At 59.5% G+C, this 12,357-nt stretch carries 12 protein-coding genes; 5 read left to right on the top strand and 7 right to left on the bottom strand.

Going from position 1 to position 12,357, the window contains the following annotated elements:
* Nucleotides 1–80 precede the first annotated feature (80 nt).
* Entirely contained in the window at nt 81–1,226 is a 1,146-nt protein-coding gene (locus ACYVIT_RS12605) for a YgeY family selenium metabolism-linked hydrolase (RefSeq protein ID WP_415804888.1), read from the top strand.
* Between the two features lie 223 nt (nt 1,227–1,449).
* Here ACYVIT_RS12605 and ACYVIT_RS12600 read toward each other — a convergent pair whose 3' ends face one another.
* The 3 genes from ACYVIT_RS12600 to ACYVIT_RS12590 form a co-directional block, all read right to left on the bottom strand.
* Nucleotides 1,450–2,883: a type II toxin-antitoxin system HipA family toxin gene (locus tag ACYVIT_RS12600; protein ID WP_415804887.1), complete on the bottom strand. Its 1,434-nt coding sequence runs from the start codon at nt 2,881–2,883 to the stop codon at nt 1,450–1,452.
* Complete coding sequence (locus ACYVIT_RS12595; RefSeq protein WP_415804886.1) at nt 2,880–3,176, bottom strand: helix-turn-helix domain-containing protein; 297 nt, start codon at nt 3,174–3,176, stop codon at nt 2,880–2,882. The genes ACYVIT_RS12600 and ACYVIT_RS12595 overlap by 4 nt, the downstream gene beginning before the upstream one ends.
* Nucleotides 3,177–3,292: 116 nt before the next feature.
* Nucleotides 3,293–4,786, bottom strand: coding sequence for an AMP nucleosidase (locus ACYVIT_RS12590; RefSeq protein WP_460478204.1), 1,494 nt, complete (start codon nt 4,784–4,786; stop codon nt 3,293–3,295).
* 243 nt (nt 4,787–5,029) lie between these two features.
* Between ACYVIT_RS12590 and ACYVIT_RS12585 the strand changes: the two genes are divergently transcribed.
* Nucleotides 5,030–5,635 carry a C40 family peptidase gene (locus ACYVIT_RS12585; protein WP_415804885.1) on the top strand — a complete coding sequence of 202 codons (606 nt, stop codon included), beginning with the start codon at nt 5,030–5,032 and terminating at the stop codon, nt 5,633–5,635.
* Nucleotides 5,636–5,720: 85 nt separating this feature from the next.
* Here ACYVIT_RS12585 and ACYVIT_RS12580 read toward each other — a convergent pair whose 3' ends face one another.
* Nucleotides 5,721–6,494, bottom strand: a complete 774-nt coding sequence (locus ACYVIT_RS12580) for an SDR family oxidoreductase (RefSeq protein WP_415804884.1) — start codon at nt 6,492–6,494, stop codon at nt 5,721–5,723.
* 213 nt (nt 6,495–6,707) lie between these two features.
* Between ACYVIT_RS12580 and gmk the strand changes: the two genes are divergently transcribed.
* From gmk to ACYVIT_RS12565, 3 genes are read left to right on the top strand one after another with little or no spacing between them, the layout of a single operon-like run.
* Nucleotides 6,708–7,340: a guanylate kinase gene (gene gmk, locus ACYVIT_RS12575; protein ID WP_415804883.1), complete on the top strand. Its 633-nt coding sequence runs from the start codon at nt 6,708–6,710 to the stop codon at nt 7,338–7,340.
* 39 nt (nt 7,341–7,379) lie between these two features.
* A complete protein-coding gene (gene rpoZ / locus ACYVIT_RS12570) occupies nt 7,380–7,583 on the top strand; it encodes a DNA-directed RNA polymerase subunit omega (RefSeq protein ID WP_094821324.1) in 204 nt (67 codons plus the stop codon).
* A gap of 21 nt (nt 7,584–7,604) precedes the next feature.
* Nucleotides 7,605–9,899, top strand: a complete 2,295-nt coding sequence (locus ACYVIT_RS12565; protein WP_415804882.1) for a RelA/SpoT family protein — start codon at nt 7,605–7,607, stop codon at nt 9,897–9,899.
* Between the two features lie 11 nt (nt 9,900–9,910).
* Here ACYVIT_RS12565 and glnQ read toward each other — a convergent pair whose 3' ends face one another.
* The 3 genes from glnQ to glnH all read right to left on the bottom strand — a co-directional run bounded on the left by glnQ (nt 9,911) and on the right by glnH (nt 12,147).
* Nucleotides 9,911–10,639, bottom strand: coding sequence for a glutamine ABC transporter ATP-binding protein GlnQ (gene glnQ, locus ACYVIT_RS12560; RefSeq protein ID WP_415804881.1), 729 nt, complete (start codon nt 10,637–10,639; stop codon nt 9,911–9,913).
* A complete protein-coding gene (gene glnP, locus ACYVIT_RS12555; protein ID WP_415804880.1) occupies nt 10,636–11,295 on the bottom strand; it encodes a glutamine ABC transporter permease GlnP in 660 nt (219 codons plus the stop codon). The genes glnQ and glnP overlap by 4 nt, the downstream gene beginning before the upstream one ends.
* Nucleotides 11,296–11,400: 105 nt before the next feature.
* Nucleotides 11,401–12,147 carry a glutamine ABC transporter substrate-binding protein GlnH gene (gene glnH, locus ACYVIT_RS12550; protein WP_415804879.1) on the bottom strand — a complete coding sequence of 249 codons (747 nt, stop codon included), beginning with the start codon at nt 12,145–12,147 and terminating at the stop codon, nt 11,401–11,403.
* Nucleotides 12,148–12,357 lie beyond the last annotated feature (210 nt).

The following is a 12,357-nucleotide window of genomic DNA, read 5'->3' as shown; positions in this document are numbered from 1 at the left end:
TCGTTTGATGTGTGCCCGCCCTGCCCTGGCCGCATCGCGCGCCATGGCGGCCCTTTCTGATTTGCAGTGGAGTGAATTACATGACTAGCGATGTCATCCAATTGACCCAGGACATGGTGCGCATACCCAGTCTTTCCGGTCAGGAAAGCGCGATGGCCGACCTGATGAAGCAACGCATGCGCGAATTCGGGTTCACCTCGGTCACTATGGATCGAAATGGGTCTGTCCTGGGCTTGATCGGACCCGACGACGCGGACGTCGCGTTGCTGTTCGATGGCCACATGGATGTCGTGCCCGTATCCGGCGAATGGCGCTTTGATCCTTTCGGCGCGACGATTCACGAAGGCCGGCTGTACGGCCGCGGCAGCACCGACATGAAAGGCGGTATCGCGGCGGCGATTTGCGGCGTGGCCGCCGCCGCACGCGAAGGCACGCTCAAACGCCGCGTCGCCGTGTCAGCCAGCGTACTGGAAGAAGTCATCGAAGGCCACGCGTTGGCCAGCGTACTGGATCAATGCCAGCCTGCCGCGGTGATCATCTGCGAACCGTCAAAACTCGATATCAAGATTGCACAGAAAGGCCGGCTGGAGATTCTGTTGACGTTCAAAGGCGTGCCCGCACATGCCGCCTCGCCGCACCTGGGCCGCAATCCGCTACATGCCGCGGCCCGCGCGTTGACCGCATTGGCATCGCTACCGCTGCCCAGCGACCCTATCGTGGGCGATGCGCTATTAGTGCCCACCGATATGATTTCGTCGCCCTATCCGTCTATCTCGATGATCCCGTCGTCGACCACCATACGCTTTGATCGCCGCACGCTCGGCGGCGAAACCGAGGAAAACGTGCTGGCCCAGATCGATGCCTGCCTAAGGCAACACGGGCTATCGGATTACACCTTGACGACAACCTGCGACAGCGTCAGTACCTTTACCGGGGAACGATCCGAGCCGGCCCGATGGCTGCCGGCGTGGCAGCAGACTCAGGACCATCCTTTGGTGACCAGCACTGTCGAGGCCGTCAAACGCAGCGGCCGCGAGCCGCGCATCGGCGTATGGCCCTTCTGCACCAATGGCTCGGAGTCTGCCGGCAGACGGCATATCCCGACCGTGGGACTGGGCCCCGGGCGCGAAGAAGATGCGCACATCATCGACGAGTCCATCGCGCTGGACCAACTCGAGGGTGCGCGCGAAATATACAAACAGTTGACGTTGATCGCGGCGGCGTAAGCTCTCGGCGCGCGGTTCGAGACCAGGGCGTGGCCTGCGACCAATGGGCGGCCCGTTCGATCGCTGTCTCAACGCATGCCATCACAACAACCACTCGATCCGCAGCCAGCCGACCATCGTGACGATGGCCCGCTTGAACCAGCCCGCGCCGAGTTCTTGCTGGTGGATCTCGGTGCGGCCATCCGCGAGCTGTTCATACCAAATTCAGTTGTCGCGGCCGCCATCAGCGCACCGATTTCACCATGGGATGCGCATGAAAATGCGCCAATAGATTTTGTTTTTGACGAGCGGTCAGCTTGGCTTGTTCGATCAGTGCAGGCCATTGCGCGTGCGCAGCTTTTACGCAATCGCTCACTGCCTTGGCGGCGGGCTTTTCCGGAATACGCAGGTGCGCGCAGAAAGCGCGCAGCATCGCAGGAGACAAGGCGGGTTTCAGTGACGCCTTGGCGCTCGATGGCACGTTGCTGGCGCCGATCGTTGGCTGCTGAGTCCCGGATGTGAGAGCTTGTGCCTTTTCCGGCGCAGTTTGCCCTGTGCCGGATCTGCCGGGACGGCGCGGCTCCAATCCCTCCGGCATGATGCGCAGCGCGTGTCCCTGACAAGGATGATAGGCCGCATAGGCCACGATATCGTATGCGGGCGCCAGCTGCGGCGTATGCCCATCCTCGTAGATCAGGCCGATGTTTTTCAGATGCATATCCGGATTGCCCAGCATCTCATTGACAGCCATACGCCGCAGCAACTCATGCACCGCGGGCTCGCCTAACGACGGAAACGCCATCAATACCGCCGCCACATCCAGATAGGACGCGGCTTGATATTTTTGCTCGGGCATTGCGCCCAATACCTGAGCGAAGTCTTCGCAATGAATACGCCGGCCCGGCTGACGGTCATAACGCACGACCGCCAGGAACTGCGTACGCGCATCCGCGTCACCCAAATCATAGCCATGCTCGGCCGCCAGATGCTCCAGCGGTTCGAGATAGGCCTCGCAAATATTCACGCCGGCCACCTGCGCCAACTGCAGCGACAGCGCCTCCAGTTCCGGCAACAGCGGCTGCCCCACTACCGGCAGCTTCGCAATGATATGGGTGTCGTGATCCCGCGTACGTCCCACATAACGTTCGCCCTGTTTGATCACGCCCAGCTTGGGCTGAACACCGGACAGTGACACGCCTTGTTCCATTGGGTCGGCCGTAACCGTCATTTCCAACGCGTCCTGGTCCTGTGTGACATAGTGCGCCAACTCGTCGCGAGACAGCTCGACCGGCCGCGCATAGACATTTCCGGGTAAATCTCCCCCACAGGCCGCCAACATCTCGAAATGATCTTTGGGATCGCAGCCCCGCACGCGGGCCACATGGTCGCGAAAAACGCCCTCTGGCAGCAGATTCTGGAAAAATGCCGGCAATAGCCAGCCATTTTGCGGGGAATAGCGTCCATTTAACGGCTCGCTCCGAATGTCCGCCCAGAACGCCGCCTGATCCTCGGGAGAGTTCGCCACATAGGCGGCCGACACTACCGGCGCATCCCACTGATGCGCGAAAGCGTCGTCGGCAACAAAGCGAGTCACCACGTCCGCCCCCTGCATGCGGTACTGGAACAGCACGCCAACCCGCGCAGCGCCGATGAAAATGGCCAGTGCTTGCACGTTCATTTTGTCTCACCCAGTTGTCGGCGTGCGACCTCGATGCGGGTGGGAATCTTGGGCTTGACCGCGTCCCCCGCGTCCACCGCAGCGGCTGCCCCTTTGGGGACCAATAACATTTCCAGCCCCAAGCGATCGGCCAGTGCCAGCAATGTGCTGACTTTGAAGTCCTGTTCGCCGCTCAGGACATTGGTCAGCGTGCGCTGTGCAATCCCCGCGGATTGGCGTAATTGAGCCTGCGTCTGGCCCTGCTGTTGCAAGCGCCCCCGCAGAATGTCGGCGATATCCGATAGGCTGTTCATGGTGGCAAATAGTAGCAATAAAGTAGTGTTATAAGAATAATAACTACTATATTGCTACTAAACAAGCCTTTATATAGCATTAAAGTAGTTTGTCAAAAAAATAAACTACTTTAATGCTACTGAAACGCCGTCTCCATAAAGGTGCGCAGTTTGCGGGAATGCAGACGCTCTGGCGGCATATCCCGCAAGCGCTCCAGCGCCCGTATCCCGATTTCCAGGTGCTGATTCACTTGGTCCCGGTAAAACGCGCTGGCCATGCCCGGCAATTTCAATTCGCCGTGCAAGGGCTTGTCCGACACGCACAGCAGAGTTCCGTACGGCACGCGGAACCGGAACCCATTTGCCGCAATGGTCGCTGACTCCATATCCAATGCAATCGCCCGCGACTGCGTGAAACGCTGCACCAGCTCAGTGTGATCCCGCAGCTCCCAATTGCGATTGTCGATGCTGGCTACCGTGCCGGTGCGCATGATGCGCTTCAGTTCCCAGCCTGATAAGCCCGCCACCTCCTCTACCGCCTGCTCCAGCGCCACCTGCACCTCGGCCAAAGGCGGAACGGGTACCCATGTGGGCAGATCGTCGTCCAACACGTGGTCTTCGCGCACATAACCGTGCGCCAGCACATAATCCCCCAATCGCTGGGAATCGCGCAGCCCGGCGCAATGCCCCAGCATCAGCCAGGCATGGGGGCGCAGCACGGCGATGTGATCGGTGATGGTCTTGGCATTCGAGGGGCCCACTCCGATATTCACCAAGGTAATGCCCGAATGATTGGAACGTACCAGGTGATACGCCGGCATTTGCGGCAACCGCACGCCGCCGGCCGGCGGCGCCGCAGCTGTCTCGCCACGGTGAGTCATGCGGTTACCCGGCTCGACCAGCGCATCGTAATCGCCCCCACCCTCGGCCATCAGTGCCCGGGCCCGTGCGCAGAACTCATCCACATAAAACTGATAATTCGTAAACAGCACGAAATTCTGAAAATACGACGGCGCAGTCGCCGTATAGTGCTGCAGGCGATGCAGCGAATAATCCACCCGCGGCGCAGTAAATGGCGCCAGGGGACGCGGCTCACCGTCTCGGCCATGCCAGGAACCATTGACGATCGCATCGTCCGTCACCGCCAAGTCCGGCACATCAAACAGATCACGCAATGGCCTGCGCATGCCCGACAGGCGCTCACCCTCGACATAAGCCCCTTCCGGGAAGGCGAAATGCAACGGAATGGGGCTATCCGATTCGCCGACCTCGACCGCAACGCCGTGATTCTGAATCAGCAGGCCGATCTGCTCCAGGTAGTAGTCACGAAACAGCGTCGGCTGGGTCACCGTAGTTTGATATATCCCCGGCTCGGCGACATGGCCGAATGACAGACGACTGTCAATCAGGTCATAGGTATCCACCCTGATGCGGATCGCGGGGTAGTACGCCCGCACCGGCCCGGGCAGATCCCGGCCATTCACCACATCCTGAAACGCCGCCCGGATAAAGGCCGTATTGCGGCCGTAAATCTCCGTCAGGCGCTCAACGGCGGCTTGTGCTTGGTGAAAAGCCTCGAACTCCAGAGAAGGCGGAGAACTGTGGGAACCAATCGAAAAGTCAACAGTCATTTTTTAGATTTCCGTAAAACGGCACGCCTACACAACATATGCTTATCATGCATTAACACGATGACAGCACCAAATGCCCCTCAACCCGCCATCATTTGTTTCGATCAGGTTAGTAGTAACCCCAAAATGCAAAAAATCGTCAATGGGTTACAATGCCCCGTGGCTGCGTTGTATTGCCGCCACATTTTCGCCGGCTTGACGTAGTCAGCCATTCCGCCCCACTCCGAAAGTTGAAGTGTCGCAATGACTCCACCGACGCGAAAAGTCCGTCCTAATTTATTCGTACTCCCCTCATTCCTGGCCGCGCCGCTTTTGGCTCTCGGCCTCAGTTGGCTCCCCACCGCTCACGCCACAAAGACTCCCGAAGCGATCGCTTCGATGCAAGGGCTGCGGTTGATTGATCCCCTTACGGTTCCCAGCCTGTCCGACATGGTCGTGCGTGCTGGGCTGGAGACCATCGGTACCCCTTATGTCTGGGGTGGCGAGGATCCCAACGCCGGTTTCGATTGCAGCGGCCTGACGCAATTCATCTATCGCGAGATCGTCGGCGTGGAATTGCCGCGCACGGCACGCGAGCAGCGCCTCGAGGGCACCGGCGTCAAAAAAGCCGAGCTCAAACCGGGCGACCTGGTGTTCTTTGCGACGATGCGCCGTCGCGGCGTCTCCCATGTGGGCATTTATATCGGTCAAAACCAGTTCGTCCATGCCCCTACGCGTGGCTCGAAAGTCCGCGTCGACAGCCTGGACAACAGTTATTGGTCGCGCCACTACGTCGCGGCACGGCGTTACATTGAGCCGAACACTGCCCCTCAAGGCCATCTGATCGCCAAGGCCGATACGGGCCAGTAACCCCGCCAAAAGCCGCCACGACGGAACATCAAAGGGAGCCCGCGGGCTCCCTTTGATGACATCGACGCGGACGAATCCCGGCGAATCAGCCTCTGCCCACAAACGGCATATTCGTCGCCATGATCGTCATGAACTGCACATTGGCGTCCAACGGCAGCTTTGCCATTGAGACGACGGCATGTGCCACGTGCCCGACATCCATGCGAGGTTCCGGCCGGCGGTCGCCGTTGGCCTGCAATACGCCCTCTGCCATGCGCTGGGTCATATCCGTGGCTGCGTTACCGATGTCGATCTGTCCGCATGCAATGCCGTAAGCACGGCAATCGAGCGAAATGGATTTGGTCAGGCCCGTCACGGCATGCTTGGTCGCGGTATAGGCGATCGACAAGGGCCTGGGCGCGTGCGCCGAAATGGATCCGTTATTGATGATGCGCCCGCCACCGGGTTGTTGAGCCTTCATCAATCGAATTGCCGCTTGCGCGCACAGGAACATGCCCGTGAGGTTGACATCCACAACCTCGCGCCATACGTCCACGGGCAGGTCCTCGATAGGCACCGCCGGCGAATTGCGCCCCGCGTTATTGAACAGAACATCAAGCCGCCCGTAATCCCGCTGTATTGCATCGAACAGCTCGCGCACGGCCTGCTCGTCGCTGACATCCGTAGGCACCACCAAAGCGCGCGCACCGTCTTCGCCAGCCGCGGTACGGGTCTGCTCGAGCTGTTCGCGACGGCGGCCTGCCAGCACCACTCGATAGCCCTGCGCCAAGAACTCCAGCGCGACGGCACGGCCAATGCCGCTGCCTGCGCCTGTCACCAACGCCACTGGCGAAATACTTGCCTGCTCATTTGACTGCATTTTTTTAGTCTCTCTGTATGGATCTGCGTCGCGTAATCCTAAAGCAATCGCGCGACTAGCGTTGCAAACAACTGTGATAATCCTGCGTCACTCCGGGGACACCAGCGCCGTTGTCTTCAGGCACGAGGACTCGGGCTCGGAGACCAAATATAATAGTTAAAAGCGTAATTTTGTTATTCTTCGCGTCCCGTATCCCGTTTGTCGATCTGATTTATGTCAAAACGCCCCGGTAATGTGTTCATGGTGGTTGCGCCCAGCGGCGCTGGCAAGTCCAGCCTGGTCAAAGCCCTGCTCGACCATGACAAATCACTGGTCTTGTCGATTTCCTGCACCACGCGCGCACCGCGCAGTGGCGAAGTTGACGGGCGCGAATACCGCTTCATCACCAAAGACCAGTTTGAAACTCTGCGCCAGAATCAGGCGCTGCTCGAATGGGCAGAGGTGCACGGCAATTTCTACGGCACTCCCCGGGATCTGATCGATCAAGCCACCGAGGACGGGCGGGACGTACTGCTGGAGATCGACTGGCAAGGCGCCCGTCAGGTCAGGCAACGCTTTCCTCAGGCTATCGGCATTTTTATTTTGCCCCCGTCCATCGAGGAACTCGAACATCGCCTCAAGGCCCGCGGCCAAGACGCCCCCCAAGTCATCGCTCGTCGATTGCTGGCGGCCGGCGGTGAAATCGCGCACGCGCCGGAATGCGAATATGTTATTATTAATCAAGAATTTAGCGTAGCCTTGGCGGAACTGTCGCAGGTGATCAGTGCCGCCCGGCTACGTTTTTCGTCTCAGGCCGTTCGCCATGCTCCGCTGTTCGCCCAGCTGGGCATTCCGGCCGATCACTGAGGCGCTCCTCCTTTTCACAGCCCGTTCCAGGTATAACTCATGGCTCGCATTACTGTCGAAGACTGTCTGAATCAGATTCCCAACCGCTTCAAGCTCACGCTGACCGCTACCTATCGCGCTCGCGAGCTGGCGCAGGGCCACGCCCCGCGTATCGACAGCAAAGACAAGCCCACGGTCACCGCCCTGCGCGAAATCGCCAGCGGCCATACCGGCCTGGAAATGCTGCGTAAAGTCCCCACCTGATCCAGTCCAGGGGGCGGCAACATGGCTTTTCCCCGGCTGAAGTACGCTTCTACGGGCCTGCTTGCTGCCTTGCGAGCAGGATCTCGGCTCGGACGCCGTTCCGACAAAAAAAACTCGCCTGTCGAGCTTTCGAGCACGACCGCTAACGGCACGCTTTCAGATACTCCCGCCTCTCCTGTCGCCTCGCTCGCACCGCTGACCGAGATCATCAGCAGTTATCTCGACAAAAAAGACGTCGAGCGGGTGCGCGAAGCCTATCGCTTCGCCGACCAGGCGCATCTGGGTCAATTCCGCGCAAGCGGTGCGCCCTACATCTCGCATCCGATCGCCGTCACAGAAATCTGCGCGGCCTGGAAACTCGATGCGAACGCGCTGTCGGCAGCCCTGCTGCACGACGTCATCGAAGACCAAGGCATTCCAAAGCAAGAGCTCGCCGAAAAATTCGGTGTGCAGGTCGCCGAATTGGTCGACGGCCTGTCCAAGCTCGATCGCCTGGATTTCGCGACCAAGGCCCAGCAGCAGGCCGAGAGCTTTCGCAAAATGCTGCTGGCCATGGCGCGCGATGTGCGTGTCATTCTGATCAAGCTGGCCGATCGCCTGCACAATATGCGCACGCTGGATGCCGTCAACCCAGAAAAGCGCCGCCGCATCGCTCGCGAGACGCTGGACATCTATGCGCCGATCGCGCATCGTCTGGGCTTGAACGTGCTGTTCCGCGAACTGCAGGACCTGTGCTTTGCGGCCATGTACCCCAATCGCTATCAGGTACTGTACAAGGCCGTACTGGCTGCACGCGGCAACCGGCGCGAGGTCATAGGCAAGATCAGCGACGCGGTACGTGCCGCCCTGCCCGCCGCCGGCATAGAGGCCGAGGTCTCCGGCCGTGAAAAAACCCTGTTCGGCATCTACACCAAGATGGTCGAACAGAAAAAGTCTTTCTCCGAGGTGCTGGACATCTACGGATTCCGCGTCATCGTGCACACACTGCCGGAATGCTATCTGGCCTTGGGCACGCTGCACCAGCTGTATCGTCCGGTACCCGGCAAGTTCAAAGACTACATCGCCATCCCCAAGGTCAACGGATATCAATCCCTGCACACGACGCTGGTGGGTCCCTATGGCACCCCCGTCGAATTCCAGTTCCGCACGCGGGACATGCATCACATTGCCGAGGCAGGCGTCGCATCGCACTGGCTCTACAAGGGATCCGATGTCACGCTGAACGATCTGCAAAAGCGCACCCACCAATGGCTGCAATCGCTGCTGGACATCCAGAGCCAGACGGGCGATTCCGGCGAATTCCTCGAGCATGTCAAAGTCGACCTGTTCCCGGATGCGGTCTACGTATTCACCCCTCGAGGCAAGATCATTTCCTTGCCGCGCGGCGCCACACCGGTAGATTTCGCCTATGCGATCCACACCGACATCGGCAACCAGGCGGTGGCGACCAAGGTCAACAACGAGTTCGTGCCGCTGCGCACCGAGCTCAGCAGCGGCGACGTGGTCGAGATCATCACCTCGCCTGCTTCGCGTCCTAATGCGCAATGGCTGAACTACGTGCGCACCGGACGCGCCCGCTCCGAAATCCGCCACTATCTGCGTACGGTCAAATACGAGGAATCGGTCGCCTTTGGCGAGCGGCTGCTGGAACAAGCCCTGCAAGAGCTGCATCTGAACCTGCCTGCGCAGGACGACCCGGCGTGGCAGAAACTCGCACGCAGCACGGGCGCGAGCTCTCGCGACGAGATCCTGGCCGATATCGGTCTGGGCAAGCGGCTGGCTGCCGTCGTCGCACGACGCTTTGCGCCCGAACACCAGTTGGTCGCCACGACGGCCGCCGCCGTCGACGAGATCACATCCGCGCGCAGCGCCCCCATTCTGATCCAGGGCAACGAGGGTCAGGCGGTACAACTGGCCTCCTGCTGCGGCCCATTGCCCGGTGACCCCATCGTCGCAGGCCTGCGTCTGGGTCAAGGCCTGGTCGTACACACGGCCGATTGCCCTACCGCGACGCGTCTACGGGCCCGCGAACCCGATCGCTGGGTCAACGTCGCATGGGACACACATACCGCCAAGCACCTGTCTACACGCCTGGACGTCATTACACGCAATGAACGTGGAGTCCTGGGCCGGCTCGCCGCCGAGGTCACCGCCGCCGATGCCAACATCGTACAAATCACCATGCACGATGATGCCATCTCAACGGTCTCGCTGCATCTGACGATCCAAGTCGACAGCCGCAAGCACCTGGCTCAGGTCATTCGTTCGATACGGCATGTGCCGCAGGTTCAAAAAATCGTTCGGGTCAAAAACTGAGGGACATCGCGTCAAGCCACGTGCTGCAAAAAGTCTTTCAAGCGCTGGCTTGGCGGACTGGACAATAGTTCCGCCGGCGGTCCGTCATGGGCAACCTTGCCGCCGTCGATGAAAATCAATCGGCTGCCGACTTTACGCGCGAATTCCATCTCGTGCGTCACCACCACCATCGTCATCCCTTCTTCGGCCAAGTCTCGCATGACTTTGAGCACCTCGTGCCGCAGTTCCGGGTCCAGCGCCGAGGTCGGCTCATCAAACAGCATGAGTTTGGGTTTGATCGCCAGCGCGCGCGCAATGGCCACGCGTTGTTGCTGCCCGCCTGACAGTTCCGATGGATAGTGATTCATCCGCTCGCCCAGGCCAACCTTGCGCAACAGCTCCTCGGCCTGCGCGCGCGCCTCGCGGCGCGGCACCCCTCGCGTATGAATCGGCCCAAACATGACGTTATCCAGCGCCGACATCTGAGGGAACAGATTGAACTGCTGGAACACCATCCCCGCCTCGCGCCGGATCTCGCGGACCTGTGCGGAGGGTCCTTTCACGCTCAGGCCATCGACGAGCAAGTCACCGCCCTCGATCGTTTCCAACACGTTGATGCAGCGCAGGAACGTGGATTTTCCTGAGCCCGAGGGCCCGACCACGACCACCACCTCTCCCGCATCAATATTCAGCGTAATGCCGTTCAGTACAACAGAATCGCCAAAGCGTTTGATGACATCGTGAAATTCGACCATGCTCATAAGATGCGCATCCTTTTTTCGACCAAGCGCAGCGCCAAGGCCAGCGCTCCAGTCAGAATCAGATAGATGATCGCCACTGCGGACCAGATCTCGACGGCCCGAAAATTACTGGCCATGATTTCCTGACCCTGGCGCGTCAGTTCGGCCACGCCGATCACGATAAACAGCGATGAGTCTTTCAAGCTGATGATGCATTGATTGCCCAACGGGGGAATCATGCGGCGAAACGCCACCGGCCCGATGATGTGCAGCAGAATCTTGTGAAACGGCAGGCCCATGGCCTGGCCGGCCTCTTTCAGGCCTTTGTGCACCGACAGCAGCGAGCCGCGCACGATCTCGGCGATATAAGCGCCCGAGTTGATAATCAACGTGGCGATCGCCGCCCAGATAGCGTCTACGCGCAACCCCGGGATCATCAACGGCAAGGCAAAGTAGATGAACATCACCTGCACGACGATCGGCGTACCGCGAATGATCGACACGTAAATCTGGGCAATGCCCGAGAGAATCGCGGGCCCGTACGCTCGCGCGACGCCAGCCAGTGCCCCGAGCACAAAGCCCCCCACCAGCCCCCAGAACGTGATTTTGACGGTCATCAGCGTACCGTCGAGCAAATTGGGCAAGGCAGCCCAGATGACAGACCAGTCGAATTGCACGGCCTTCCCCTTCGTTGTGATGGCGCGGGCCAGTCTGGCGCCGCACGTCGTTTGCTGTGCGGGTGCGAGCGGTCACGCCCGCGCCCAGCCTGCTCAACCAACTATTCAGGGTTTTTTACCAAACCACTTGGTATAGATCTGGTCGTATTGACCGTTGGATTTCAGCGTGGCCAGGGCCTGATTGACCTTGGCCGTCAGATCGCTGCCCTTGGGGAAAGCGATCCCGTAGAAATCGCCGCTCTTGACCGTGCCGGCGACTTTGACTCGGCCCTTGCCCGCTGTATTGGCGTAGTACTGCACGTTCGGCGTATCGTGCACGGCGGCATCGACACGGCCGGTCGCCAACTCGAGATACGCGTTGTCAATGTTCGGGAACAGCCGCAGCTTGGCGTCCGGTACCTCTTTTTTCATAAAATCGACAGTAGCGGTGCCAGTCTTCACTGCGACACTTTTGCCCGCCAGGTCGGAGGCGGCCTTGATGTCGGTATTGTTCTCAGCCACCAGAATGGCCAGGCCGCTCTCGTAATACGGATCCGAGAAATCGATGACCTGTTTCCGATCATCTCGTATCGTGATCCCCGCCAGCGCTGCGTCGATATTTTTCGTCTGCAAACCGGGAATGATCCCGTTGAAATCCATGGGTTGCAGCTTGTATTTCAGGTTGAGCTCTTTGGCGATGGCCGCCCAGAGATCGATGTCAAAACCGGTGTAGGTACTACCCTGCTTGAACTCAAACGGAATAAACGCCGTATCCGTGGCAACGATCAACTCTTTATCCTGGGCCGCGGCGGTGGACACTGCGCCGATCAGGCTCAACCCCATCAGCACGGCGGCAAATTTGCGTTTCATCATCGATCTGCTCCTGTAGAGACAACCGGCCTCTGGGAAACCCAGATAGGCCAATAAACACATTGCAACGGGTAGCTGCATGCCTGTAATCCATCTTAACTCATGCGTCCCCATGAGCGTATAAGGGACGACGCCAATTCCCAATCCGACCCCAAAATGTAACGTGACTGGAAATATCGTGGAGACCTAGCGGAAAGTATCCTATGGGTGTAA

The sequence above is a fragment of the Bordetella muralis genome (assembly GCF_054781015.1).
Note: the sequence above shows the minus strand (reverse complement) of the source record. Positions and strands in the feature narration are given on the sequence as shown.

Bases quoted from the DNA above. Each gene is read 5' to 3' on its own strand.
- ACYVIT_RS12590 (WP_460478204.1), bottom strand. From the start codon at position 4,786: ATGACTGTTGACTTTTCGATTGGTTCCCACAGTTCTCCGCCTTCTCTG.
- ACYVIT_RS12595 (WP_415804886.1), bottom strand. From the start codon at position 3,176: ATGAACAGCCTATCGGATATCGCCGACATTCTGCGGGGGCGCTTGCAA.
- rpoZ (WP_094821324.1), top strand. From the start codon at position 7,380: ATGGCTCGCATTACTGTCGAAGACTGTCTGAATCAGATTCCCAACCGC.
- ACYVIT_RS12565 (WP_415804882.1), top strand. From the start codon at position 7,605: ATGGCTTTTCCCCGGCTGAAGTACGCTTCTACGGGCCTGCTTGCTGCC.
- ACYVIT_RS12600 (WP_415804887.1), bottom strand. From the start codon at position 2,883: ATGAACGTGCAAGCACTGGCCATTTTCATCGGCGCTGCGCGGGTTGGC.
- glnQ (WP_415804881.1), bottom strand. From the start codon at position 10,639: ATGAGCATGGTCGAATTTCACGATGTCATCAAACGCTTTGGCGATTCT.
- ACYVIT_RS12585 (WP_415804885.1), top strand. From the start codon at position 5,030: ATGACTCCACCGACGCGAAAAGTCCGTCCTAATTTATTCGTACTCCCC.
- ACYVIT_RS12605 (WP_415804888.1), top strand. From the start codon at position 81: ATGACTAGCGATGTCATCCAATTGACCCAGGACATGGTGCGCATACCC.
- glnH (WP_415804879.1), bottom strand. From the start codon at position 12,147: ATGATGAAACGCAAATTTGCCGCCGTGCTGATGGGGTTGAGCCTGATC.
- ACYVIT_RS12580 (WP_415804884.1), bottom strand. From the start codon at position 6,494: ATGCAGTCAAATGAGCAGGCAAGTATTTCGCCAGTGGCGTTGGTGACA.
- gmk (WP_415804883.1), top strand. From the start codon at position 6,708: ATGTCAAAACGCCCCGGTAATGTGTTCATGGTGGTTGCGCCCAGCGGC.